The sequence below is a fragment of the Janibacter sp. DB-40 genome (assembly GCF_029510815.1).
Lineage (GTDB): Bacteria > Actinomycetota > Actinomycetes > Actinomycetales > Dermatophilaceae > Janibacter.
In genome coordinates this window covers 1,901,694-1,927,350 of record NZ_CP120360.1, presented here as the reverse complement: position 1 = coordinate 1,927,350, position 25,657 = coordinate 1,901,694, and the positions used below count along the sequence as shown (strand labels likewise).

At 68.7% G+C, this 25,657-nt stretch carries 18 protein-coding genes and 3 rRNA genes; 15 read left to right on the top strand and 6 right to left on the bottom strand.

Annotated features, from left to right (window positions below):
• Positions 1–393: 393 nt before the first annotated feature.
• The 14 genes from PVE36_RS09090 to PVE36_RS09025 all read left to right on the top strand — a co-directional run bounded on the left by PVE36_RS09090 (position 394) and on the right by PVE36_RS09025 (position 17,001).
• A 16S ribosomal RNA gene (locus tag PVE36_RS09090) occupies positions 394–1,918 on the top strand.
• Positions 1,919–2,343: 425 nt separating this feature from the next.
• Positions 2,344–5,462: ribosomal RNA gene (locus PVE36_RS09085) — 23S ribosomal RNA — on the top strand.
• 115 nt (positions 5,463–5,577) lie between these two features.
• A 5S ribosomal RNA gene (rrf, locus tag PVE36_RS09080) occupies positions 5,578–5,694 on the top strand.
• The 16S, 23S and 5S rRNA genes sit together here, the layout of an rRNA operon.
• 151 nt (positions 5,695–5,845) lie before the next feature.
• Positions 5,846–6,802, top strand: a complete 957-nt coding sequence (locus PVE36_RS09075; protein ID WP_277451755.1) for a tetratricopeptide repeat protein — start codon at positions 5,846–5,848, stop codon at positions 6,800–6,802.
• Complete coding sequence (locus tag PVE36_RS09070; protein WP_277451754.1) at positions 6,799–7,776, top strand: HAD-IIA family hydrolase; 978 nt, start codon at positions 6,799–6,801, stop codon at positions 7,774–7,776. Before PVE36_RS09075 ends, PVE36_RS09070 begins: the two co-directional genes overlap by 4 nt.
• Positions 7,777–7,824: 48 nt before the next feature.
• Positions 7,825–8,280: a hypothetical protein gene (locus tag PVE36_RS09065; protein WP_277451752.1), complete on the top strand. Its 456-nt coding sequence runs from the start codon at positions 7,825–7,827 to the stop codon at positions 8,278–8,280.
• The gene (locus PVE36_RS09060; protein ID WP_277451751.1) at positions 8,273–8,539 is read left to right on the top strand and encodes a hypothetical protein; all 267 of its coding nucleotides are present in this window, start codon (positions 8,273–8,275) and stop codon (positions 8,537–8,539) included. Before PVE36_RS09065 ends, PVE36_RS09060 begins: the two co-directional genes overlap by 8 nt.
• Positions 8,540–9,346: a TlyA family RNA methyltransferase gene (locus tag PVE36_RS09055; protein ID WP_277451750.1), complete on the top strand. Its 807-nt coding sequence runs from the start codon at positions 8,540–8,542 to the stop codon at positions 9,344–9,346.
• Entirely contained in the window at positions 9,343–10,260 is a 918-nt protein-coding gene (locus tag PVE36_RS09050) for an NAD kinase (protein ID WP_277451749.1), read from the top strand. The genes PVE36_RS09055 and PVE36_RS09050 overlap by 4 nt, the downstream gene beginning before the upstream one ends.
• Complete coding sequence (recN, locus tag PVE36_RS09045; RefSeq protein ID WP_277451747.1) at positions 10,260–12,008, top strand: DNA repair protein RecN; 1,749 nt, start codon at positions 10,260–10,262, stop codon at positions 12,006–12,008. Before PVE36_RS09050 ends, recN begins: the two co-directional genes overlap by 1 nt.
• 79 nt (positions 12,009–12,087) lie before the next feature.
• Positions 12,088–13,806 carry a CTP synthase gene (locus PVE36_RS09040; protein ID WP_277451745.1) on the top strand — a complete coding sequence of 573 codons (1,719 nt, stop codon included), beginning with the start codon at positions 12,088–12,090 and terminating at the stop codon, positions 13,804–13,806.
• A gap of 1 nt (position 13,807) precedes the next feature.
• On the top strand, positions 13,808–14,452 hold the full coding sequence (locus PVE36_RS09035) for an NUDIX hydrolase (protein ID WP_277451743.1): 645 nt from the start codon (positions 13,808–13,810) through the stop codon (positions 14,450–14,452).
• Positions 14,453–14,518: 66 nt separating this feature from the next.
• Positions 14,519–16,351: an aspartate--tRNA ligase gene (aspS, locus tag PVE36_RS09030; protein WP_277451742.1), complete on the top strand. Its 1,833-nt coding sequence runs from the start codon at positions 14,519–14,521 to the stop codon at positions 16,349–16,351.
• Entirely contained in the window at positions 16,351–17,001 is a 651-nt protein-coding gene (locus tag PVE36_RS09025; RefSeq protein ID WP_277451741.1) for an HAD-IA family hydrolase, read from the top strand. The genes aspS and PVE36_RS09025 overlap by 1 nt, the downstream gene beginning before the upstream one ends.
• Here PVE36_RS09025 and PVE36_RS09020 read toward each other — a convergent pair.
• The 6 genes from PVE36_RS09020 to PVE36_RS08995 all read right to left on the bottom strand — a co-directional run bounded on the left by PVE36_RS09020 (position 16,998) and on the right by PVE36_RS08995 (position 24,179).
• Positions 16,998–17,459: an NUDIX domain-containing protein gene (locus tag PVE36_RS09020; RefSeq protein ID WP_277451739.1), complete on the bottom strand. Its 462-nt coding sequence runs from the start codon at positions 17,457–17,459 to the stop codon at positions 16,998–17,000. The two genes, PVE36_RS09025 and PVE36_RS09020, sit on opposite strands and share 4 nt — an antisense overlap.
• A gap of 5 nt (positions 17,460–17,464) precedes the next feature.
• Complete coding sequence (locus PVE36_RS09015; RefSeq protein WP_277451737.1) at positions 17,465–19,297, bottom strand: BCCT family transporter; 1,833 nt, start codon at positions 19,295–19,297, stop codon at positions 17,465–17,467.
• A 163-nt stretch (positions 19,298–19,460) separates the two neighbouring features.
• Positions 19,461–21,179, bottom strand: a complete 1,719-nt coding sequence (locus PVE36_RS09010) for an FUSC family protein (RefSeq protein ID WP_277451736.1) — start codon at positions 21,177–21,179, stop codon at positions 19,461–19,463.
• On the bottom strand, positions 21,176–21,967 hold the full coding sequence (locus PVE36_RS09005) for a GNAT family N-acetyltransferase (protein WP_277451735.1): 792 nt from the start codon (positions 21,965–21,967) through the stop codon (positions 21,176–21,178). The genes PVE36_RS09010 and PVE36_RS09005 overlap by 4 nt, the downstream gene beginning before the upstream one ends.
• Complete coding sequence (locus PVE36_RS09000) at positions 21,964–22,560, bottom strand: MMPL family transporter (protein WP_277451733.1); 597 nt, start codon at positions 22,558–22,560, stop codon at positions 21,964–21,966. Before PVE36_RS09000 ends, PVE36_RS09005 begins: the two co-directional genes overlap by 4 nt.
• Positions 22,482–24,179: an MMPL family transporter gene (locus PVE36_RS08995; protein WP_277451732.1), complete on the bottom strand. Its 1,698-nt coding sequence runs from the start codon at positions 24,177–24,179 to the stop codon at positions 22,482–22,484. The genes PVE36_RS09000 and PVE36_RS08995 overlap by 79 nt, the downstream gene beginning before the upstream one ends.
• Positions 24,180–24,197: 18 nt before the next feature.
• Here PVE36_RS08995 and PVE36_RS08990 point away from each other — a divergent pair, with 18 nt between their 5' ends.
• Complete coding sequence (locus PVE36_RS08990) at positions 24,198–25,610, top strand: replication-associated recombination protein A (protein WP_277451731.1); 1,413 nt, start codon at positions 24,198–24,200, stop codon at positions 25,608–25,610.
• The last annotated feature ends 47 nt before the right edge of the window (positions 25,611–25,657 follow it).

The window sequence follows — 25,657 nt, the reverse complement described above, 5'->3', positions numbered from 1 at the left end:
TGCTAAGGTGGGAAGTCGCCGCAGACGCCAATCTGCTGGTCTCCTCCGATCAGGATCGAGAGCAGCCAAGTTGACACTGCAGCGACACACAGTAAGATGGAGAAGTTGCCCCTTGTGCAGGTCGCCGGTTGGTGGGTTGTGTGGGGTGTGCGTGTGAATCTTGAGAACTCAACAGCGTGTCAAATGATCGATGCCAATACCTCGTTCCTTGGCTGATCTGGCCTGTGCCGTGTGGTGTGGGTTGGTTTGGTTGGGGAGCATTTTCTTTTGGTTGATTGAGACAAGTAGCAGTTTTTGCTAGTTGTTCTTGCTCAGCCGGGATTTTAGGCCCTTTGTTGGGTTATTGATTGGCTTCTGCTCCTGGGTTTTGCCTGGGGGTGGGGGTTTTTATCATCAACGGAGAGTTTGATCCTGGCTCAGGACGAACGCTGGCGGCGTGCTTAACACATGCAAGTCGAACGGTGAAGCTCCAAGCTTGCTTGGGGTGGATCAGTGGCGAACGGGTGAGTAACACGTGAGCAACCTGCCCCAGACTCCGGAATAAGCGCTGGAAACGGCGTCTAATACTGGATATGAGATCAGTCCGCATGGGCATGGTCTGGAAAGTTTTTCGGTCTGGGATGGGCTCGCGGCCTATCAGCTTGTTGGTGAGGTAATGGCTCACCAAGGCGACGACGGGTAGCCGGCCTGAGAGGGCGACCGGCCACACTGGGACTGAGACACGGCCCAGACTCCTACGGGAGGCAGCAGTGGGGAATATTGCACAATGGGCGAAAGCCTGATGCAGCGACGCCGCGTGAGGGATGACGGCCTTCGGGTTGTAAACCTCTTTCAGCAGGGAAGAAGCGAAAGTGACGGTACCTGCAGAAGAAGCACCGGCTAACTACGTGCCAGCAGCCGCGGTAATACGTAGGGTGCGAGCGTTGTCCGGAATTATTGGGCGTAAAGGGCTTGTAGGCGGTTTGTCGCGTCTGCTGTGAAAATCCGAGGCTCAACCTCGGACTTGCAGTGGGTACGGGCAGACTAGAGTGTGGTAGGGGAGACTGGAATTCCTGGTGTAGCGGTGAAATGCGCAGATATCAGGAGGAACACCGATGGCGAAGGCAGGTCTCTGGGCCACTACTGACGCTGAGAAGCGAAAGCATGGGGAGCGAACAGGATTAGATACCCTGGTAGTCCATGCCGTAAACGTTGGGCGCTAGGTGTGGGACTCATTCCACGAGTTCCGTGCCGCAGCTAACGCATTAAGCGCCCCGCCTGGGGAGTACGGCCGCAAGGCTAAAACTCAAAGGAATTGACGGGGGCCCGCACAAGCGGCGGAGCATGCGGATTAATTCGATGCAACGCGAAGAACCTTACCAAGGCTTGACATATACCGGTAACACCCAGAGATGGGTGCCCCTTTTTGGTCGGTATACAGGTGGTGCATGGTTGTCGTCAGCTCGTGTCGTGAGATGTTGGGTTAAGTCCCGCAACGAGCGCAACCCTCGTTCTATGTTGCCAGCACGTAATGGTGGGGACTCATGGAAGACTGCCGGGGTCAACTCGGAGGAAGGTGGGGATGACGTCAAATCATCATGCCCCTTATGTCTTGGGCTTCACGCATGCTACAATGGCCGGTACAATGGGCTGCGAAACCGCAAGGTGGAGCGAATCCCAAAAAACCGGTCTCAGTTCGGATTGGGGTCTGCAACTCGACCCCATGAAGTCGGAGTCGCTAGTAATCGCAGATCAGCAACGCTGCGGTGAATACGTTCCCGGGCCTTGTACACACCGCCCGTCAAGTCACGAAAGTCGGTAACACCCGAAGCCGGTGGCCCAACCCTCGTGGAGGGAGCCGTCGAAGGTGGGACTGGCGATTGGGACTAAGTCGTAACAAGGTAGCCGTACCGGAAGGTGCGGCTGGATCACCTCCTTTCTAAGGAGCTTTCAATGCCCCGGCCACTGCTTTTGGTGGTGGTTGGTGGTCATGCCCGGTTGTGTCGGCGGATGTCCGGCAGCCGGGTGCTCTGGGTGGAACATCGATCATGACATCGTGACCCTGGTGGGTCGCGTGCTAGTACCTGCAGCCCCTTGGTGGGGGTGTGGTGGAACGCCGCGGCTGGTCGGGGTGGGTGTCGGACACGTTGTTGGGTCCTGAGGGTTCAGGCGGTGAGCTTGTTCCTGATGGCCAACGAAGCGCCTGCTGCTGTTGTGGTGGTGGGTGTGTTGGTTGTGGGCCCTGCCTGGTCGGCGGACTGCCACGTGCATCCTGTGTTTTGGGGTGTGGTGGTCAGCGTCGACAGTTGGGTGGGGTGCTGCCCGTATGTTGAGAACTACACAGTGGACGCGAGCATCTTTGTGGCTCAAGTTTTTAAGGGCGCACGGTGGATGCCTTGGCACCAGGAACCGAAGAAGGACGTAGGAATCTGCGATAAGCCTCGGGGAGTCGATAACCAGACTGTGATCCGAGGATTTCCGAATGGGGAAACCCGGCTGGAGGCAAGTCCAGTCACTCCCGGCTGAATATATAGGCCGGGTAGAGGGAACGTGGGGAAGTGAAACATCTCAGTACCCACAGGAAGAGAAAACAATTGTGATTCCGTGAGTAGTGGCGAGCGAAATCGGATCAGGCCAAACCGCACTTGTGTGATAGCTGTCAGGCGTTGCAGGTGCGGGGTTGTGGGACCTTCGTTTCGGGACTGACATCCCGGACGGGAGTGATAAATCTGCGTCATAGTCGAAGAGTCTTGAATGGCTCGGCACAGAGGGTGCGACCCCCGTAGACGAAATGATGCAGACTCTCGTGGAGTGTTCCCAAGTAGCACGGGGCTCGAGAAATCCCGTGTGAATCTGGCGGGACCACCCGCTAAGCCTAAATATTCCCTGGTGACCGATAGCGGACAAGTACCGTGAGGGAAAGGTGAAAAGTACCCCGGGAGGGGAGTGAAATAGATCCTGAAACCGTGTGCCTACAATCCGTCGGAGCCTCCTTGTGGGGTGACGGCGTGCCTTTTGAAGAATGAGCCTGCGAGTTAGTGCTCAGTGGCAAGGTTAACCCGTGTGGGGAAGCCGTAGCGAAAGCGAGTCCGAATAGGGCGTATGAGTCGCTGGGTCTAGACCCGAAGCGGAGTGATCTACCCATGGCCAGGTTGAAGCGACGGTAAGACGTCGTGGAGGACCGAACCCACTTAGGTTGAAAACTGAGGGGATGAGCTGTGGGTAGGGGTGAAAGGCCAATCAAACTCCGTGATAGCTGGTTCTCCCCGAAATGCATTTAGGTGCAGCGTCACGTGTTTCTTACCGGAGGTAGAGCTACTGGATAGCTGATGGGCCTCACCAGGTTACTGACGTTAGCCAAACTCCGAATGCCGGTAAGTGAGAGCGTGGCAGTGAGACTGCGGGGGATAAGCTCCGTGGTCGAGAGGGAAACAGCCCAGATCACCAGCTAAGGTCCCTAAGCGTGTGCTAAGTGGAAAAGGATGTGGAGTTGCCGTGACAACCAGGAGGTTGGCTTAGAAGCAGCCATCCTTGAAAGAGTGCGTAATAGCTCACTGGTCAAGTGATTCCGCGCCGACAATGTAGCGGGGCTCAAGCACACCACCGAAGCTGTGGCATTAACGCACTGCTCGGCATCCTCCTTTCGGGGTGGGTGTCCAGGCGTGTTGATGGGTAGGGGAGCGTCGTGTGGCGAGTGAAGCGGCGGAGTGATCCAGTCGTGGATGCCACACGAGTGAGAATGCAGGCATGAGTAGCGAAAGACGGGTGAGAAACCCGTCCGCCGAATAACCAAGGGTTCCAGGGTCAAGCTAATCTGCCCTGGGTAAGTCGGGACCTAAGGCGAGGCCGACAGGCGTAGTCGATGGACATCCGGTTGATATTCCGGAACCGGCGAAGAACCGCCCCTGATGAATCCAGTGATGCTAAGCGCCTGAAGCCCACCACAGGGATCTTCGGATCCCGCCGGTGGGTGGAACGCGTGACCCGAGCTGGTAGTAGTCAAGCGATGGGGAGACGCAGGAAGGTAGCCTCCGCGTGGCGATGGTTGTCCACGTCCAAGGGTGTAGGGCGAGCTGTAGGCAAATCCGCAGCTCATGTGCCTGAGACCTGATGGTGACCGCTTTAGCGGGAAGCAGGGTGATCCTATGCTGTCGAGAAAATCCTCTAGCGAGGTTCTAGCCGCCCGTACCCCAAACCGACTCAGGTGGTTGGGTAGAGAATACCAAGGCGATCGAGTGAATCGTGGTTAAGGAATTCGGCAAAATGCCCCCGTAACTTCGGGAGAAGGGGGCCCGGACCCTGAAGCTCTTCACGGGCTAGGGGAAAGGGCCGCAGAGACCAGGGAGAAGCGACTGTTTACTAAAAACACAGGTCCGTGCGAAGTCGCAAGACGATGTATACGGACTGACGCCTGCCCGGTGCTGGAAGGTTAAGAGGACCTGTTAGGCCACGTGTGGCCGAAGCGGAGAATTTAAGCCCCAGTAAACGGCGGTGGTAACTATAACCATCCTAAGGTAGCGAAATTCCTTGTCGGGTAAGTTCCGACCTGCACGAATGGCGTAACGACTTCTCCACTGTCTCAACCACGAACTCGGCGAAATTGCACTACGAGTAAAGATGCTCGTTACGCGCAGCAGGACGGAAAGACCCCGGGACCTTCACTATAGCTTGGTATTGGTGATCGGGACGGCTTGTGTAGGATAGGTGGGAGACGTTGAAGCATGCACGCCAGTGTGTGTGGAGTCATCGTTGAAATACCACTCTGGTCGTTCTGGTTATCTAACCTCGGTCCGTGATCCGGATCAGGGACATTGCCTGGTGGGTAGTTTAACTGGGGCGGTTGCCTCCTAAACAGTAACGGAGGCGCTCAAAGGTTCCCTCAGCCTGGTTGGCAATCAGGTGGCGAGTGCAAGTGTACAAGGGAGCTTGACTGCGAGACAGACATGTCGAGCAGGGACGAAAGTCGGAACTAGTGACCCGACGGTGGCTTGTGGAAGCGCCGTCGCTCAACGGATAAAAGGTACCCCGGGGATAACAGGCTGATCTTCCCCAAGAGTCCATATCGACGGGATGGTTTGGCACCTCGATGTCGGCTCGTCGCATCCTGGGGGTGGAGTATCTCCCAAGGGTTGGGCTGTTCGCCCATTAAAGCGGCACGCGAGCTGGGTTTAGAACGTCGTGAGACAGTTCGGTCCCTATCCGCTGTGCGCGTAGGAAACTTGAGAGAGGCTGACCCTAGTACGAGAGGACCGGGTTGGACGAACCTCTGGTGTGTGAGTTGTTCTGCCAAGAGCACCGCTCATTAGCTACGTTCGGGAGTGATAACCGCTGAAAGCATCTAAGCGGGAAGCATGTCTCAAGATGAGGTTTCCATGAACTACGGTTCGAGAGGCTCCCAGTAGACGACTGGGTTGATAGGCCAGATGTGGAAGTGCAGCAATGCATGCAGCTGACTGGTACTAATAAGCCGATGACTTGATACACACACAACACTTGTTGCGTAAAAAAAGAAACGTTCGCGTCCACTGTGCAGTTCCCGAGATACGGTCAGCCACCCCCGATCCGGGGTGAAACCTGCGAATCGTATTTCCATAGAGTTACGGCTGTCACAGCGAAAGGGAAACGCCCGGTCCCATTCCGAACCCGGAAGCTAAGCCTTTCAGCGCCGATGGTACTGCACTGGAGACGGTGTGGGAGAGTAGGACGCAGCCGGACAACCATTCACACGAAAGCCCCCAACCACACCGTTGGGGGCTTTCGTTCGTTCTGGGCGCATTCATGTCGCGACCGAGGCGTTTGCATGGACGGCCGGGGCAGGGAAGTCTGGGTCGAGATGGCCACCGGGTGGCAGAGAGAGGGTTGAACAGTGGACGAGAGGCGCGGCGCACACGGGGACGGACGACGAGGAGACGGGGGGCGCGGGCGAGGCGGCGCCCAGGGCGGTCGCCCCGGTGGACGGGACGGCTCCGCTCGTCGGGACGACCGCCGCGGTGGCGGGCGTGACGGTGGACGACGTGACGAGCGTCGGGACAACCGATCCGCCCGACCCGAGCGCGCCGGTGCCGGCCGGGGGGAGGACGACCGGGGCGGCTCGCGGCTGGTGCCCAAGGAGGGGCGCAAGCCGGAACCGGCCATTGCCTCCGAGGTCACCGGGGCCGAGCTCGACCGCAGCGTGCGTCAGCAGCTGCGGACCCTGAGCAAGGAGAACGCCGACGGCGTCGCGCAGCACCTGGTGATGGTCGCGCTGCTGCTGGAGGCCGAGGACATGGACGGTGCTCTGGCGCACGCCGAGACCGCGGTCCGCCGGGCAGGTCGCGTGCCGGCTGCCCGCGAGGCCCTCGGATTCGTCGCCTACCGCATGGGCGACTACGCGCGCGCCCTCACGGAGTTCCGCACCGTCCGACGGCTGAGTGGTTCCTCGCACCTGCTCCCGTTGATGGTCGACTGCGAGCGTGGCCTGGGGCGGCCGGAGCGGGCGCTGGAGCTCCTCGGGTCACCGGAGGCCCGCTCGCTCGGTCAGGAGGAGCAGATCGAGCTGCTCATCGTCGGGTCCGGCATCCGACGTGACATGGGGCAGGCGCAGTCGGCAGTCCTGGCCCTGCAGGGCCAGGTCGAGAAGGTCACCGGGAAGCCGTGGGCCGCGCGTGTCTGGTACGCCTACGCGGACGCGCTGCTCGAGGTGGGGCGCACCGACGACGCCCGGGACTGGTTCAGCAAGGCCGCAGTGGCCGACCAGGACGGCGAGACCGATGCGGTCGACCGGATCGACGAGATCGACGGCGTCCTCGTCGAGGAGGTCGAGGAGCAGGACCCGCGGGCGTGACGCGACTCATCGATGGTTACGAGGCCGTCGTCAGCGACCTGGACGGTGTCGTCGTCGCCGGGGCAACGGCTCTGGCGCACGCGGTCGACTCGGTGAACTCCCTCGCGGTCCCCGCGGTCTTCGTCACGAACAACGCCTCCCGCACCCCCTCGGAGGTCGGTGCGATGCTGCGCGGTCACGGCATCCGGACGAGTGACGACCGCGTGCTCACGTCGTCCTTCGCTGCTGCGCGTGAGCTCGCACAGACCGTGCCTCCCGGGTCACCTGTCCTGACGGTCGGTGGTCCCGGTGTGGCGACGTGCTTGCGGGACGTCGGCCTGCAGCCGCGATCGCCGCAGGACGAGGGGGAGGTCGTCGCCGTCGTGCAGGGGTACGGATCGGGGGTCACGGCCGCGGATCTGGGCGCTGCGGCCGTGGCGATCCGGGCGGGTGCCCGTTGGATCGCCACGAACGAGGACCTGACCCTACCGACGGAACGGGGCCCGGTGCCCGGCAACGGCTCCCTCGTGGCTGCCGTGCGGGCCGCGGTGGACACGGACCCCCTGGTCGTCGGGAAGCCCCATCCGCCGATGTATGCCCTGGCCGCCGACCTCGTCGGTGCAGGGGTGCAGCGGACGCTGGCCATCGGTGATCGCCTCGAGACCGACATCGCGGGAGCCGAGGCGGCAGGCATGCACACGGCGTTGGTCCTCACGGGCGTGCACGGGGCCGTCGATGCCGCAGGTGCGTTGCCGACGTGCCGGCCGACGTACGTGCTGGAGGACCTGCGCGCGTTGACGCAGGAGTACCCCCGCGGGGCGCGCGACGGCGACTGGTCCTGCCGGGGACGCGCGCGTGCCCGGTGCGATGGCCCCCTGACCGTCGAGGGTCGGGGGATGGACGCCGTCCGGGCAGCACTCGACGCCCTCTGGGCCGCCGTGGACGCGGGACGGATCACCCGGGAGGACGCTCGGGCGCTGATGGCCAACCGGTAGCGTGGAGCGGTAGTCGACACGAGGAGTGACGTGGACCCCGTACGCGAAATGATCCATCTCGGCCTGAAGGTGACGGAGGCGACCCTGGACCGGACCCTGGACGTCGTGCGTCTCGCAGACACCCTGCTCGTCGCCAGCGCGGTTCCGACAGAGCGTGGGGCCACGTCCCAGGAGCCCGTGTGGCCGGAGGAGGAGCAGGCCGACCTCGACGCGTTGAGCGCCACCCTGCGCGCCCGCAAGGAGCCGGAGACGACGGGGGCGGACGAGGCGGAGGATGCCCCGCCGAGGAAGGCGACGACGCGCCAGGCCCCGGCGAAGAAGACCGCCCGGACGACGTCCGCCACGGCGACCTCGTCGGCGAAGAAGGCCCCGGCGAAGAAGAGCGCGGCGAAGAAGAGCGCGGCGAAGAAGAGCGCGGCCAAGAAGGCCCCGGCGAAGAAGAGCGCGGCCAAGAAGGCCCCGGCGAAGAAGAGCGCGTCCAGCGGATCAAGCCCGGATGCCTGAGCCGATGGACCACTCCGAGAACATGCCTCGGCCCGGACCCGCGGAGCCGGTGGCGCCGGCGACCGCGCCGCCGGCCGACCTGCCCGGCGCCACCGCGGGAGAGGGCGGGACGGCGGCCCCCGAGACCGGCGATCTCGTCGTCGATGCCGCCCTGCGCGATCTGGCCGCGGTCGACGACGCGGATCTCGATGCCACCCTCGTCGCCGGGGAGTCGGTGCACCGGACGCTGACCTCGCGCCTGTCCGACCTCGGCACCTGAGTGGGTTCGGACTCACGGCTGGACGTCGCCCTCGTCGAGCGCGGCCTGGCCCGCAGCCGCACCCGGGCCCACGGGCTCATCGCCGCGGGTGACGTGCTCGTCAACGGGGTCACGGCCACGAAGGCCGCAACGCGGGTCTCGCCCACGTGCGAGATGGTCGTCGTCGGCGAGGCCGACCGCTGGGTCGGGCGTGCTGCCCTGAAGCTCGTGGGCGCCTTCGCCGCCTTCGAGCTGGACGTCACCGGACGACGGTGCCTCGACATCGGTGCGTCGACCGGTGGCTTCACGCAGGTGCTGCTCGAGCACGGTGCCGCACACGTCACCGCACTCGACGTCGGTCACGGTCAGCTTGCGCCCGAGCTGGCGGGCGATCCGCGGGTGGAGGATCGCAGCGGCACGACCATCCGGGGGTTGACCGCCGCGGACATCGACGGCCCGGTCGAGGTGGCCGTCGGTGACCTGAGCTTCATCTCCCTTCGCCTGGTGCTGGACGAGGTCGGCGGCCTGCTCACCGCCGACGGTGAGGCCGTGCTGCTCATCAAGCCGCAGTTCGAGGTCGGTCGGGACCGTATCGGTCGGCGAGGGGTCGTCGCGTCCGCCGAGGCCCGCGCCGACGCCATCGGGTCCGTGCTGGCCCGGGCGGGAGAGGTGGGTCTGTCGGTGCTCGGCCTCACGGTGAGCCCGGTGCGTGGGGGAGAGGGAAATCACGAGTACCTCGTGCACCTCACCCGCCGCCCGGACGTCGGCATGACGTGGCAGGCTCAGCAGGTGACGATCAGCGATCTGGTGCAGGAGGAGGACACGTGAGCGACCAGCGACGGGTGCTCCTGATGACCCACCCCGGTCGCCCCGAGGCCCTCGAGGTGGCCGTCGGCGTCGCCGAGCGGCTGGCCGAGGCAGGCCTCGAGGTGCGCATCCCCGCGGGAGAGATCGCCGAGAGCGTCCTGGGACAGCACCCGGTCTCCGTGGTCCACGAGGGCGACGACCCGGCCTGCGGGGTCGAGCTCGTGGTGGTCCTCGGTGGCGACGGGACGATCCTGCGGGGGGCGGAGACCGCCCGCGGCGCCGGTGTGCCGGTCCTGGGCGTCAACCTCGGTCATGTCGGCTTCCTCGCCGAGGCCGAGCGCGAGGACGTCGAGGCCACGGTCGAGCACATCGTCAACCGTGCCTACCGTGTCGAGGAGCGCATGGCCCTCGACGTCGTCGCCACCCTGGACGGCCGCGAGGTCGCCCGCACCTGGGCGCTGAACGAGGCCACGGTCGAGAAGGCCTCCCGCGAACGCGTGCTCGTCCTCACCGTGGAGATCGACGGGCGCCCCCTGTCGACGTGGGGGTGCGACGGGGTGGTCATGGCCACGCCCACCGGTTCCACCGCCTACGCCTTCTCGGCGGGCGGCCCCGTCGTGTGGCCCGGGGTCGATGCCATGCTCGTCGTGCCGATCAGCGCGCACGCACTCTTCGCCCGCCCGCTCGTCGTGGCGCCGACGTCGGACCTGGCGGTGGACCTCGTGCCCGGGACCGAGGGGCACGGGGTCCTGTGGTGCGACGGTCGCCGCGCGGTGGACCTGCCGCCGGGGGCCCGTGTCGAGGTCAGCCGGTCCGCCGAGCCCGTCCGGCTCGCGCGGCTGAGCGACTCGCCCTTCACCGATCGCCTCGTCGCGAAGTTCGACCTCTCCGTCCACGGCTGGCGCGGTCGGCGCCAGAGCCAGCAGGAGGACTGATGCTGCGCGAGCTGCACATCCGCGACCTCGGCGTCATCGAGGACGCGACGCTGCCGCTGGATCCGGGCCTGACCGTCGTCACCGGCGAGACCGGCGCGGGCAAGACCATGGTCGTCACCGGGCTCGGCCTCGTCCTCGGTGGCCGTGCCGACGCGTCACTGGTCCGCTCGGGGCGTGACGAGGCAGTCGTCGAGGCCGCGCTCGAACTGGATGGGCAGCACCCGGCGCGCGCCCGGGCCGCCGAGGCCGGAGCCGCGGCGGACGAGGACGAGCTGCTGCTGGCCCGCACGGTCTCCGCGACAGGGCGCTCCCGTGCGCACGTCGGCGGCAGACGGGCGCCGATCGCGACGTTGAACGACCTCGCGGAGGACCTCGTGGCCGTCCACGGTCAGGCGGACCAGTGGCGTCTGCGTCGCCCCGCGCAGCACCGTGCCCTGCTCGACACCTTCGGCGGCGAGACTGTGGCCGGCCCGCTGGCAGAGGTCGCCCGCCTGTACGGGGCCTGGCAGGAGGCGAAGGGGGAGCTGACAGAGCTCACCGAGGGCGAGCGCACCCGGCTGCAGGAGGTCGAGCTGCTGACCCACCAGCTGGAGCAGATCGACGCCGTGGACCCGCGGGCCGGTGAGGACGTCGAGCTGGCCCGGGAGGCGGAGGTCCTCGGCAATGCCGAGGAGCTGCGCGTGGGGGCCGACCAGGCCCACCGGCTGCTGTCGGACCCGGACAGCTTCGGCGGCGACGACGTCGTCGGGCGGATCGCCCGTGCCGGTGACGAGCTCTCCCGTCTCGTCGAGCACGACCCGCGCCTGGCCGAGGCCCACCGCAGGCTCGGTGAGCTCGGCGTGCTGGCCGCGGACGTCGCCGGCGAACTGTCGGCCTATGCGGCCGACATCGAGGCGGACCCGGCCCGGCTCGGGGTCGTGCAGGAGCGCCGGGCCGCGCTGACCGACCTGACCCGCCGGTACGGCGAGGACGTCGCCGCCGTGCTTGCACACCGCGACGCCTCACGACACCGGTTGCTGGCCCTCGAGGGCGCCGACGAGCGCATCGAGGAGCTCACAGCCCGCGTCGAGGACCTCGTCGGGGAGCTCGAGACGGCACTCGGGCGGCTCACGGCAGCCCGGTCCGCCGCCGCCGCGACCCTGGCCGAGACCGTCGAGGGGGAGCTGGGCCGTCTCGGGATGGACCGTGCTCGCGTGGAGGTCGTCGTCGAGCCACGCACCGACGACGGCGGTGCCCGACTGCCGGGTCCCGACGGTGACCGCGCCGTCTCCGCCGACGGCGCCGACGCCGTCGAGATCAGGGTCGCCGCCAACCGCGGCGACCCGCCCCGCTCGGTGAGCAGGGCCGCCTCCGGTGGAGAGCTGTCCCGGATCATGCTGGCCATCGAGGTCGCCACCGCGGGGTCGGGGCGGGCGCAGGTGCCCACCTTCGTCTTCGACGAGGTCGACGCGGGCGTCGGCGGGCGGGCCGCGCTCGACGTCGGCGCCCGGCTGGCCGCACTGGCCCGCACCAGTCAGGTCATCGTCGTCACCCACCTGGCCCAGGTGGCCGCCCACGCCGACCGGCACCTGGTCGTGCACAAGAGCCATGACCAGCAGGTCACCTCCAGCGACGTGCGGGTCGTCGAGGGCGAGGACCGTCTGGGTGAGCTCTCCCGGATGATGGGGGGAGGGGACACCGAGGTCGGCCTCACCCACGCGCGCGAGCTCCTCGAGCAGTGCCGCGGGACGGCCGCCAGGCCCTCCTGAGGTGCCGCGGCAGATCCTGGCCCGACCCACGACGCCCCGAGGTACGAAGAACCGCTTCGGTGACGTAGAGTGAAAGCCCGTGGTGGCACTGACGAAACACATCTTCGTGACCGGAGGAGTCGTCTCCTCACTCGGCAAGGGCCTGACGGCCTCGAGCCTGGGACATCTCCTACGCGCACGTGGCCTCTCGGTCACGATGCAGAAGCTCGACCCGTACCTCAACGTGGACCCGGGGACCATGAACCCCTTCCAGCACGGTGAGGTCTTCGTCACCGAGGACGGCGCGGAGACCGATCTGGACATCGGTCACTACGAACGCTTCCTCGACCGGAACCTCAACGGCTCGGCCAATGTCACGACCGGCCAGGTCTACAGCCGGGTGATCGCCCGGGAGCGCAAGGGGGAGTACCTCGGCGACACCGTGCAGGTCATCCCGCACATCACCAACGAGATCATCTCGCGGATGCGTGCCCCCGCCGCCGGCAGCCCCGGCGTCGAGGACGCGAGCGCTCCGGACATCATCATCACCGAGATCGGCGGCACCGTCGGTGACATCGAGTCGCTGCCCTTCCTCGAGGCCGCCCGACAGGTGCGCCACGAGCTCGGTCGGGACAACTGCTTCTTCCTGCACGTCTCGCTCGTGCCGTACATCGCACCCAGCGGCGAGATGAAGACCAAGCCGACGCAGCACTCCGTCGCCGCGCTGCGTCAGGTCGGTATCCAGCCCGACGCCCTCGTGCTGCGCGCCGACCGGGAGATCTCCACCGACATCAAGCGCAAGATCTCGATGAGCTGTGACGTCGAGAAGGACGGGGTGGCCGCCTGCGTCGACGCCCCGAGCATCTACGACATCCCCAAGGTGCTCCACCGCGAGCGCCTCGACACCTTCGTCATCCGTCGCCTCGGGGTGAACTTCACCGATGTCGACTGGGACAGCTGGGACACCCTGCTGCGCCGGGTGCACCAGCCCGCCCACGAGGTCGAGGTGGCCCTCGTCGGCAAGTACATCGACCTGCCGGACGCCTACCTGTCGGTGACCGAGGCGCTGCGCGCCGGTGGCTTCCACAACGACGCCCGGGTGCGCATCCGCTGGGTCCCCTCGGACGACTGCGAGACGGAGGCCGGGGCGACCAGGGCCCTCGGCGGGGTCGATGCGGTCCTCGTCCCCGGTGGCTTCGGCGTGCGCGGCATCGAGGGCAAGCTCGGCGCGCTGAGGTGGGCGCGTGAGCGCCAGGTCCCGACCCTCGGCATCTGCCTGGGGCTGCAGTGCATGGTCATCGAGTACGCGCGCAACGTCGCCGGCATCGAGGGCGCGAGCTCGACCGAGTTCGACAACGCGTCGGTCGCACCGGTCATCGCGACGATGGAGGAGCAGAAGTCCTTCGTGGACGGCGAGGGCGACCTCGGCGGGACGATGCGCCTGGGCTCCTACCCGGCCGACCTGCGTGAGGGGTCGGTGACGGCGCGGGCCTACGGCTCGACGACGGTCACCGAGCGCCACCGCCACCGGTACGAGGTCAACAACGCCTACCTCGGCCAGCTCGAGGAGGCCGGTCTGGTCGTCAGCGGCACCCACCCGCAGCTGGGGCTCGTCGAGTTCGTCGAGCTGCCCCCTGAGGTGCACCCGTACTACGTCTCCACCCAGGCGCACCCCGAGTTCAAGTCGCGTCCGGACAAGGCGCACCCGCTCTTCAGCGGCCTCATCGGAGCAGCCGTGCAGGCCCAGCGCGACGCCCGCCTCGTCGAGGTGGAGCAGCCGCCGGTGGAGGCGTCCGTCGTCGCGGACGAGACGGTCTGAGGTGACCGTCGAGCACCCGCCCCTGCGCGACGAGATCGTGCCGTCGCCGGTCGTCGAGAGCGAGGTCGTCTTCGACGGCGCGGTGTGGGACGTGCGCCGGGAGACCTTCGACCTCGAGGGCGAGCGTCTCGTGCGGGAGGTCGTCGACCATCCCGGTGCCGTGGCCGTGCTGGCACTCGACGAGGAGGACCGCGCGCTGCTCATCCGCCAGTACCGGCACCCGATCTCCTCCCACGAGTGGGAGATCCCGGCCGGGCTGCTCGACGTCGCCGGTGAGGACCCACTCCTCGCGGCGCAGCGCGAGCTGGCCGAGGAGGCCGACGTCGTCGCGGAGCACTGGGCGGTGCTGGTGGACTACTTCAGCTCCCCCGGGGGCCTGAACGAGGCGCTGCGGATCTACCTCGCCCGTGGTCTCACCGCCGTCCCCGACGGGGAGCTGCACGAGCGCCGGGGCGAGGAGGCCCACATCCTCCACCACCGGGCGCCGCTCGACGAGGTGGTGGATGCCGTGCTCGCCGGCCACGTGCACAACTCGACACTCGTGATCGGCGTCCTCGCCGCCCATCGGATGCGCGAGGACGGCTGGACCTCCCTTCGTCCGGCGGACAGCCCGTGGCCGCAGCATCCCACCAACCGCCGACACTGACTTTCGTAGGATTGACCCCGCCCGGCGACCGCCGGACGCCCCGACGAGGACAAGGAAGAACTCCCCGTGCTCCGCACCCATGACGCCGGCACCCTGCGTGCCGACCACTCCGGCCAGACCGTCACCCTCAGCGGATGGGTGGCCCGGCGACGTGATCACGGTGGCGTGGCCTTCCTCGACCTGCGCGACGCCTCCGGCGTCGCCCAGGTCGTCGCTCGCGACGAGGTGCTGACCGGAGCGGCGCACGACCTGCGCAACGAGTACGTCGTCACGGTCGTCGGCGAAGTCGCCCCGCGCGACCCGAAGGACGTCAACCCGAACCTGCCGACGGGCGAGGTCGACGTGGTCGCCTCCTCCATCGAGGTCCTCAGCACGGCGGACCCGCTGCCCTTCCAGATCGACGAGCGGGTCGCCGTCGGGGAGGAGGCCCGGCTCAAGCACCGTTACCTCGACCTGCGCCGCCCCGGTCCGACCAGCGCCGGTGCGGGCTTGCGCCTGCGCAGCAAGGTCAACGCCGCGGCACGCTCGGTCCTGGCCGAGCGCGACTTCGTCGAGATCGAGACCCCGACCCTCACCCGGTCCACCCCCGAGGGCGCCCGCGACTTCCTCGTGCCGGCCCGCCTCGCACCGGGCGAGTGGTACGCGCTCCCGCAGAGCCCCCAGCTGTTCAAGCAGCTGCTCATGGTCGCCGGGATGGAGAGGTACTACCAGATCGCGCGCTGCTACCGCGACGAGGACTTCCGGGCCGACCGCCAGCCGGAGTTCACCCAGCTGGACATCGAGATGTCCTTCGTCGAGCAGGACGACGTCATCGAGCTCGGCGAGGCCGTTGCCACGGCGGTCTGGGGGACCATCGGTGTCGAGCTGACCACCCCCTTCCCCCGCATGACCTACACCGAGGCCATGGAGCGCTTCGGTAGCGACAAGCCCGACCTGCGCTTCGGCGTCGAGCTCGTGGACTGCACCGAGTTCTTCGCCGACACCCCCTTCCGGGTCTTCCGCAACGACTACGTCGGGGCCGTCGTCATGCCCGGTGGGGCCAGCCAGCCGCGCCGGCAGTTCGACGCGTGGCAGGAGTGGGCGAAGCAGCGCGGTGCCAAGGGTCTGGCCTATGTCACCGTCGGTGAGGACGGTGAGCTGGGTGGGCCCGTCGCCAAGAACATCTCCGAGGAGGAGAAGTCCGGTCTGGCCGCGCACGTCGGTGCGCAGCCGGGCGACTGCATCTTCTTCGCCGCGGACAAGCCCCGGGCCGCGCGGGCACTACTCGGGGCGGCCCGGCAGGAGATCGCCCAGCGCTGCGACCTGATCGACGAGTCCGCGTGGTCCTTCGTCTGGGTCGTCGACGCCCCGCTCTTCGAGCCCACGGGGGAGGCCGTCGCCGCCGGTGACGTCGCCGTCGGTGCGGGTGCCTGGACCGCGGTCCACCACGCCTTCACCAGCCCCAAGCCGGAGTTCCTCGACACCTTCGACACCGACCCCGGATCGGCGCTGGCCTACGCCTACGACCTCGTGTGCAACGGCAACGAGATCGGCGGCGGGTCCATCCGTATCCACCAGCGTGACGTGCAGGAGCGGGTCTTCTCGGTCATGGGCCTGGACGAGGAGTCGGCGCAGGAGAAGTTCGGCTTCCTCCTCGAGGCCTTCAAGTACGGCGCGCCCCCGCACGGCGGCATCGCCTTCGGCTGGGACCGCATCGTCATGCTCCTGCTGGGGGCGGACTCCATCCGCGACGTCATCGCCTTCCCCAAGTCCGGCGGCGGCTACGACCCGCTGACGGACGCGCCCGCGCCGATCACCCCGGAGCAGCGCAAGGAGGCCGGCATCGACGCCCGGCCCACGGCGAAGGGGGAGGACCCCGCAGCGCAGGGGGCGCCGGAGGTCAACCCCCGGCAGAGCTGATGCCCGACGTGCCGGTGGAGGTGATGCTGTGGGACTGCGACGGCGTCCTCCAGCACGGGCACTTCGACTGGCGCGAACGGCTGGACCGGACGGTCGCCCCGGGATTCGCCCGCAAGGTCTTCGAGGCCGAGCTCCCGGCGCTGCGCGGTGAGCGCAGCCTCCGAGCGGTGCTGGGCGAGCTCCTGGAGCAGGAGAACCGGTCGGGGCGGCTGCCGGTGACCATCGAGGACCTGCTGGGCATCTGGGAGCAGTTCGACCTCGACCTCGACGCGATCGCCGTCGTGGACGAGGTCCGACGTCTCGGCGTGCGCTGCCTGCTCGCGACCAACCAGCAGGACCACCGGGTGCGCCTCATGCGAGAGGTCCACGGGTACGACGACATCGTCGACGGCGCCTACTGGTCCAGCGAGGTCGGGGCGATGAAGCCCGACCCCGCCTTCTTCGAGCACATCCTCCAGGACCTGGGTGTGGCAGCGGACCGCGTCGGCTTCGTCGACGACCTGCCGGCGAACGTCGAGTCGGCGCGGTCGCTCGGTATCCGGGCGGTCCACCACCGACCGACGGACGGCGCAGCCGGGCTGCGACGCGCCCTGCACCCGCTCCTGCCCGCTCTCGCGGACGCCCCGCACCGGACGGGTCCACGGGCCTAGCGCGCGGTTGCGTCCACCAGACGGTCGAGGAAGGCCGCCTGGGCCGCCACGACGAGCTCACGGGCCCGGTCCACCTCGCACCACTCGGCACGCTCGATCTCCGGGAAGGAGACGTGGCGCCCGGAGCGCGGGGGCCACTCCATCGTCACGAGGTTGCTCGAGAAGAAGGCCAACGACGGGTCGGCCTCCACGGCCCACGCCCGGACCCGCTTGCCTCCGGACTGGCGGACCTCGCCGAGGTCGAGACGGCGGCCGGGCGGAGCCGGGACCCCGATCTCCTCGAGGAACTCCCGCTCCGCCGCGGCCAGCGGGTCGTCACCCTCCACGTACTCACCCTTGACCACCGTCCAGGCGCGGGGTCGACGGGCCCACGCCGGACCGCCCATGCGGCCCAGGAAGACGCGGGTGACCCCCTTCGCCGTGGTGAAGGGGAGGAGCCCGGCGCTCGTGCGGGGCATCCCGGTCAGCCGTCGTCGCCGCCGTTCTCGCGCTCGCGCCGACGCTCCTTGGTGACCGTCGCGACCGACGAGGGCTTCCGCGCCCAGATGCCCTTGGTCCGCGTGAGCGCGTAGTCGATGCGATCGTCGACCTGCTCGCCGAAGACGTCGTCGAAGTTCTCCGTGAGCTCCCCGGCCATCTCCCGGCGGCGCAGCCGCACCTCGGAGGCGACGATTGCGCCGTGCTCGCGCCGCAGGGCCTTGTACAGGGCGATCATGATGAAGACGATCACGACGGCGAACGGGGCACCCGTCGCGACCGAGCCGGCCTGGAGCGCGGACAGGCCCTCTGTCCCCCCGGCCAGGAGCAGGGCGCTCGCCACGAGGCCCTCGAGGACGGCGAACAGCACCCGGCTCCACGTCGGCGGGTCGGGGTGGCCGCCGGAGGCGAGCATGTCCACGACCAGGGAGCCGGAGTCCGAGGACGTGACGAAGAAGATCACGACGAGGACGAGGGCCATGACCGACAGGACGGTCCCCATCGGCAACGTGGCCAGGGTGTCGAAGAGGGCTACCTCGGCCACGAGGCCGTCCTCCGGCACGAGGTCGCCGACCGTGCGCTGCCGGTGGATGGCCGTGCCGCCCAGTGCCGTGAACCACACGAAGCCGAGGAGGGTCGGCACGAGGAGGGCGCCGGCCACGAACTCGCGGACCGTGCGCCCGCGCGAGATCCGCGCGATGAACACGCCGACGAAGGGGGACCAGGCGATCCACCAGCCCCAGTAGAAGATGGTCCACCCACCGGCCCAGGCCAGGCCCTCGGAACCGGAGTAGGCGAAGGCGTCGAAGGTGTTCGGCAGGAAGTTCGTCGCGTAGGCCCCGATGGACTGGACGAAGTCCCGCAGGAGGAACAGGGTCGGGCCGAGTGCGAAGACCAGGGTGAGGAAGACCGCCGCCAGGGCGAGGTTGGCGTTGGAGAGCCACCGAATACCCTTGCCCACGCCACTGACGACCGAGATGGTGGCGATCGCGGTGATCACCGCGATGAGGATGACCATGAAGGTGTTGGAGGCCTCGTCGATGACCCCCAGCTCCGACAGGCCGGTCGCGACCTGGGTGACGCCCAACCCCAGGGAGGTGGCGACACCGAAGAGCGTGCCCACGATCGCCAGGATGTCGACGATGTCACCGGGCCAGCCCTTGACGCGGTCGCCCAGCAACGGCTCCAAGGCCCAGCGCAGGGAGACGGGGCGCCCCTTGCGGTGGATGGCGTAGGCCAGGGAGAGGCCGACGATGACGTACACCGCCCACGGGTGCAGCCCCCAGTGGAGGAAGGTCTGCGCCATGGCCTGGTTGGCCAGTTCGGCTTCGCTCCCCTCGACCCCGGGCTTGGGGGTGGTGTAGAAGGTCAACGGTTCGGCGACGCCGTAGAAGACCAGGCCGATGCCCATGCCCGCGGCGAAGAGCATGGCAAACCAGGAGACCAGGCCGAAGTCGGGCTTCTCGTCCTCTCGCCCGAGCGTGATGTTGCCGAACCGGCTCACCGCCAGGAAGATCGCGAAGGCCACGAAGCAGGCAATGGACAGGATGTAGAACCACCCGAAGCCACTGACGATGCTGCTCTGGATCGAGTTCCACAGCTCGCCGGCCGTGCTGCTGAAGAAGATGGAGAACAGCGAGACCGCAACGACGATGACCAAGGACGGCCAGAACACCCTCGGGGCGATACCTCCCGGGCCGAGCCGGACACCGTGGGCCCGGAGCTGGTCCTTGACGCGCTCGTCGGCGGTACGCCGATCGAGGTCGTCGTGGTGGTCCGCGCTTCTTCGACCGTCGGTGGCGTTCGACGATTCGCTCATGCTCGCCTGCTCTCCTCGAAGTGGATGTCGTGGCCCTCAGCAGCCAACCACACCTTGTGGGGAGTCGTCGGCCTCGAAGGCACTCGTCGTTGCGAAGGATGGTGTAGCGGACCACGACGGGTCAAAGTGATCGGGACGAACCGAGCACCGTCGTGAGCGCGGTTCACGACCCGGTGAGGGCCTCCTCGACGCTCCTGAGCTCGGCCGTGATGTCCGCCGCCGCGCGGGTTCGGGTCACCTTGTGGTCGAGGATCCCGCCGAGCCGCTCACGGGCCAGTGCCATGCGCTCGCGCTCGCCGCGCACCCGCGGGTTCCAGGTCGCGCCGAGCACGAGGTAGCCGATGTGGGCGAGCAGCTGCTCCATCTCGCGGTAGGGGGCCACCGCGGTCGGGGCGTCCTGGAGGGTGCGCGCGGCGACCTGGTCGGAGGCGAGCAGCTCGACGTACAGCTGCCGGCAGTGGTGGAGGTGGTCCTCCATGCCCTCGGGCGTGCGCGTGCGCCGCTCCGCGAGGTCCGCGAGGACCTCGTCCAGCGCGAGCACCACCCTGCGGGCGTGGGCCCGCAGGAGCAGCTCGGGGCGACCGAGCGCGCCGGAGACCACGACCACGACCAGAGCCACTCCCACACCGATCACGGTGTCGACCCCGCGGTCGTAGACGATCGTCGACAGCTCCATGTCCGTGACGGCCGCGGAGATCGACAGCGCCAGCGGGGTGAGGAAGACGACCGCCGCCGCGTAGTTGCGCGTGATGAGCATCTCGACGACGAACTGCAGGGCGACGACGAGGGCGATCAGCGCCCAGTGGCCGGGGTCGAGCCGCAGCACGAGGCCGAACGCCACGAGCCCGACGGCGGTGCCGATCGTGCGTTGGAAGGAGCGCTGCAGCTGGGCGCGCCGGGTGCCTCCCGTGTGGACGATGAGGACGGCGAAGGCCCCCGCCCAGTACGCGTGGGAGTTGTCGAGCGCGAGGGCGACGGTGCCGGCGACCAGCCCGGCGGTGAGGACCCGGACGGCGACGAGCAGGTCCTCGCTGGGCCAGCGCAGCGCCTGGCGCAGGGACCACCGGGCCCGCGGGCGACCAAGTGAGATCTGGCGTGCGCTGGCTGCCTCCTGCAGGGCCAGCTCCGCGGTGACCTCCTCGTCCGGTCCGCCCACGGAGCGGGACACCGCGCCGGCGTAGCGCGAGTGCATGCGTTGCAGGCGACCACCGAAGTGGTCCTCGCTGCGGCCGTCGGTGACGGCCGTCCACGCCCGGTTGAGGGCGGCGGAGGCGGCACGCCGCGAGCCGGCGATCGCGGACGGGTCGCTCGCGGTGAGGTACGTCTCGACCAGCTCCTCGGCGGAGGAGACCGCGGCCTCCTCGACGCCGTGGGCGCCGAACCACAGGTCGGAGGTCCCGACGAGGATCGCCGAGCAGACGCCGACCGCGGCGATGCCGAGGATGGTCCGCGCGTCGGCACCGTGGGAGGCGGCGAGGTTGCCGATCCCGACGTCGAGGGCGAAGAAGAAGCCGGCCGGGGGGCCGATCTGCAGGGCGTAGGTCAGGAAGGTGGCGACGGTCGCGACGACCGCCATCAGGACGACCGCGAGGAAGGGGTGGTCGGCGGCCGCGATCCCGAGGCCCAGCGAGGCGAGCAGGCCCGCGCCGGCGCCGGGGATCGTGCGCAGGCGCCGGCGCACGGGTGCTCCCGCGCCGTAGAGCACCGCGAAGACGCCGAGACCGGCGAGGAAGGCATGCTGCGGGGGGAACCCCGCGAGGGTGAGCCCGGTGAGCGGCAGGCCGATCGCCAGGGCCGCGCGCAGCGCGATCCACCGCCGCGCCGGGCCCGGGGCGAAGGAGAAGACCGGTCGCGCGAAGTCGACCGCCGCCGATCTGCTCATCCCAGCGCTCCACTGCTCCAGACCGCGCCGGTCTCGTACCCCAGGGAGTGGTAGAGACGCCGCGCGGTGTCGTTGACCGAGTACATGCCCAGAGTGCACCACCCGTGGGAGTCGACGGCGCCCCGTGTCAGCTCCGCGGTGACCACCCGCCCCAGACCCCGGCCACGGGCCGTGGGCGCCACGGTGATCCCGGAGAGGACCGGGGTGCCCGATCGCTCCGGCTCGCAGCAGCCCGCGGCGAGCAGGCTCCCTTCGCCGTCGCGGATCCCGACCCAGCGTTGACCCGGCCGGGCGAAGGGCTGCCCGTCGGTCCCGGGGTTGTGGGCGTCGAGCAGCGCCTGGAGGTCCGCCCGGTCCTCCTCGACCAGCTCGACCGTCCCGTCACCGGCAGGCGCCGCCGGGGCCCTCGTGGTCCACATCCACTCCCACAGGCCATGGGCCTGCGGCAGCAGCCCCCCGACGTGCGCCGCGGTGCGGGGGAGGGAGACCGAGTCCACCCCCTTCGTCCGCAGGTCCGCCACCCAGCCGGCGAAGGGGGCCGAGGAGACGAGGTCCTCGAGCGCGGCGACAACCGCCGGTGGGACGAGCCGGCCGCTGCCGTCGTCGCCGTGGAGCATCAGGTTGGTGCCGTGCGTGTACGTGGGTCGTGCGAAGGCCACCGCCCAGGCCGCGCCCCGGCGGACGCCGAGCGCATCGCTCCCGGGCAGGGGCGTGGACTCCGCGAGGACGACGCGGTCGCCACCCGTCCACGCGACCAGGTCCGGCAGCGGGATGCGTTCGGTGCTCACTCGGTGATCCCGAAGCGGGAGTGCGCGCGCTTCATCCAACGGGGCGCCCACCAGTTCCACTCGCCGAGGACCGACATCGTCGCCGGGACGAGGAGCATCCGCACGAGCGTGGCGTCGATGACGATCGCGACGACGAGGGCGACGCCCGTCTGCTTGACGGCGAGGATCTGGGCGAGGATGAAGCCGGAGAAGACGATGACCATCAGCAGGGCCGCGCTGGTGATGATCCGGCCGGAGCGCTGCAGACCCAGCCGCACGGCCTCGTCGGTGGGCCGGCCCTGCTCGTGCAGCTCGACGATCCGGGAGAGCAGGAAGACCTCGTAGTCCATCGACAGGCCGAAGGCGAAGGCGAGGACGAGGACCGGGATGGAGACCTCGAGCGCCCCGACCGGGTCGAAGTCGAGCAGACCGGACAGGTGCCCGTCCTGGAAGACCCACACGAGCACGCCGAGCGAGGCGCCGAGTGAGACGACGTTCATGAGCAGGGCCTTGATCGGGACGACGACGGAGCCGGTCATGAGGAAGAGCAGGACGAAAGTCGCCAGCACGACCGTGGCGGCCGCCCAGGGCGCCCGGTCGACGAGGGCGTCCACGAAGTCGTCGAGCCCCGAGGCCTGGCCCCCGATGTGGGCCGCGAAGGGGGCCCGTCCGACCTGAGGTGGGCCGCCAGCGCGCGGCTGTCGTCGCCGAGCGGCTCGTCGTCGGTGCGCAGGTCGACGGTGAGCACCCTCTCGCCATCGGGGGTGGCCCCGACCTCGCTCACCTCCACGGAGTCCACGTGCGGCAGCGTCGCCGCGTCGTCCCGTGCCCAGGCGCGCACCTGAGGCTCGTCGGCGGTGGTGACGACCTGTACGTCCGGGGTGGCCAGCTCGGGGTAGTCCTCGGCGAGCTCGGCGAAGAAGGTGCGCTGGTCGCTGCCGACGGGCAGGAGCTCGGTCCCCGAGGAGGTCACCTCCATCCGGGTCGTCGGGAGGGCCATGGCGACCAGGGCCGCCAGCACGAGGGTGATGACCAGCCACGGCGCGCGCTGCACCCGACCGGCGAGGCGGGCGAAGACCCCGTCGTCACGCCCCCGCTCGGTGCGACCGCGGACCAGGCGTCGCGCACCCAGGGCGCACAACGCCGGGACGAGTGTCATCGCGACCGCGAGGCAGAGGACGACGACGGAGACACCGGCCGCGCCGGAGGCGCGCATGAAGGTGGCCGGGAAGAAGAACAGCCCCGACATCGCGATCGCGACCGTCACCGCCGAGAAGACGACCGTGCGACCCGCCCGGTCGAGAGTGCGGCCGGTGGCCTGCTCGATCACGCCACGACCACGTGCGGGCAGCTCGGCCCCGTCGAGGTCGAGCGAGATCTCCTCGCGGAACCGGGAGACGATGAGCAGCCCGTAGTCGATGCACAGGCCCAGACCGAGCACGGTGACGATGTTGACGACCGTCGCGTCGAGCTCGATGACGTGGGCGAAGCCCCACAGCGTCGCGAGCGCGCCGGCGATCGAGGCGAGGGCGCCGAACAGCGGGATGCCGGCGGCCAGGAATCCGCCGAAGATCAGCACCATGACGACGAACGTGATGGGCAGGGCGATGCCCTCGCCGACCTTGAGGTCGGTGCTCACCTGCTCCACGATCTCGTCGACGAGCATCTGCACGCTGCCGCGCGTGCTGTCGGTGGCCCGCGAGCCGCTGACGATCTCGTCGAGCTGGACGTCGACGGCCCGTTGCGCCTCCGCCAGGGCCTCGCCCTCGAGGTCCTCCTCGTACTCGACGACCGTGACGAATCCGTAGCGTCCGTCCCCCTCCTCCTGCACGAGGGGACCGGCGCGGGGGTCCTCGACACCCTCCTCGAGGACGAGTGGGTTGATGACCCGGGCGACGCCCTCGGTCTCGTGGAGGCGCTCGACGGCCGCCGCGACCTGCCGCCGCACGAAGGGGGAGGTGGCCGGCGACCCCTCGACGATCAGGGTGTCCGAGGCGAAGTCGCCGCCTCCGGCCGCGACGAGGAGGTCACGTGCCTCCTGTGCCTCGCCCGGGGCGGTGATCTCGCCGCTGGAGAGGTCGTCGAAGAGGGCGTGGCCGGTGACCGTGCCCAGCGCCAGGGCGAGGGAGAAGGCTGCGAGGACGATCCAGGTGACGACGACGGCGACAGGGTGCTTCGCCACCTGCACCCCGAGCCGGTGCAGGTGGGTGGAGGTGTCCCGGTGAGCGCCCACCGGGATAGCGTGCCACTCGTGACCTCCTTCGATCTCTTCGCCTCCGCCGGTGGGGAACCCGACGGTGGGGCGGCGGACCTGCAGGCGCCGCTCGCGGTGCGCATGCGGCCACGTGATCTCGACGAGGTGCGTGGTCAGCAGGAGGTGCTGCGGCAGGGCTCACCCCTGCGCCGGCTCGTGGAGGGCAGCGTCAGTGCCGTGACCGGACCGATGTCGGCGATCCTGTGGGGCCCGCCCGGGACCGGCAAGACGACCCTGGCCCACCTCGTGGCGACGGCCGCCGACCGGGACTTCGTGCAGCTGTCCGCCGTGACCGCGGGGGTCAAGGACGTGCGTGCCGTCATGGAGCGCGCGGCGACCAACCGCTCGATGTACGGCCGGCAGACGGTCCTCTTCCTCGACGAGATCCACCGCTTCTCCAAGGCCCAGCAGGACGCGTTGCTCCCCGGGGTGGAGAACCGTGAGGTCGTGCTCGTCGCGGCCACGACGGAGAACCCGTCGTTCTCGGTGATCGCGCCGCTGCTGTCCCGCTCGATCCTGGTCACGCTGGAGTCGCTGACCCGCGAGGAGGTCGGTGAGGTCATCGACGCCGCCCTCACCGACGAGCGGGGACTGGCCGGTGGCTACGACCTCGCCGACGAGGCCCGTGACCACCTCGTGGCGATCGCCGGTGGAGACGCCCGACGTGCGCTGACCTCGCTCGAGGCGGCCGCGGGTGTCGCCGACGGGGACGTCCCCTTCGGCCCCGACACCCCGAGGACGATCCCGCTCACCCTCGCCCACGTCGAGCAGGCGGTCGCCCGCGCGGCCGTGCGCTACGACCGCACCGGCGACCAGCACTACGACGTCGCCTCCGCCTTCATCAAGTCCATGCGCGGCTCCGACGTCGACGCGGCACTGCACTACCTGGCGCGCCAGCTCGAGGCGGGGGAGGACCCGCGATTCATCGCCCGGCGCATCGTCATCGCCGCCTCCGAGGACGTGGGCCTGGGCGACCCGACCGCACTGCAGACGGCGGTGGCCGCGATGCACGCGGTCGCGCAGATCGGGATGCCCGAGGCGCGCATCATCCTCGCGCAGGCCGTCGTCCACAACGCGCTCGCGCCGAAGTCCAACGCGGCGTACACCGGCATCAACGAGGCCGTCGCCGACGTGCGGGCGGGCAAGGTGCAGGCAGTGCCGCCGCACCTGCGCGGCAGCGGCTACACCCAGGCCTCGGACCGCGCCGCCGGTGCCAGCGGGGGAGCGAAGGTCGAGGGGTACGTCTACGCGCACGACCAGCCCGACGGGGTGGCCGCACAGCAGTACCTCCCCGACGACCTGGACGCCGAGCTCGCCGCCAGGTCGTACTACCGGCCGACCGACCGTGGCTTCGAGGCGCGGCTGCAGGACCGGTGGGCCTGGCTCAGGGAACGCCTGCGCCGCCGGTGAGCTCGTCGGCGCCTCGTCGCGCCCTCGCGGGCTCCCGCGCCGACAGC

Bases quoted from the DNA above. Each gene is read 5' to 3' on its own strand.
- PVE36_RS09015 (WP_277451737.1), bottom strand. From the start codon at position 19,297: ATGAGCGAATCGTCGAACGCCACCGACGGTCGAAGAAGCGCGGACCAC.
- PVE36_RS09065 (WP_277451752.1), top strand. From the start codon at position 7,825: ATGATCCATCTCGGCCTGAAGGTGACGGAGGCGACCCTGGACCGGACC.
- recN (WP_277451747.1), top strand. From the start codon at position 10,260: ATGCTGCGCGAGCTGCACATCCGCGACCTCGGCGTCATCGAGGACGCG.
- PVE36_RS09060 (WP_277451751.1), top strand. From the start codon at position 8,273: ATGCCTGAGCCGATGGACCACTCCGAGAACATGCCTCGGCCCGGACCC.
- PVE36_RS09010 (WP_277451736.1), bottom strand. From the start codon at position 21,179: ATGAGCAGATCGGCGGCGGTCGACTTCGCGCGACCGGTCTTCTCCTTC.
- PVE36_RS09025 (WP_277451741.1), top strand. From the start codon at position 16,351: ATGCCCGACGTGCCGGTGGAGGTGATGCTGTGGGACTGCGACGGCGTC.
- PVE36_RS09020 (WP_277451739.1), bottom strand. From the start codon at position 17,459: ATGCCCCGCACGAGCGCCGGGCTCCTCCCCTTCACCACGGCGAAGGGG.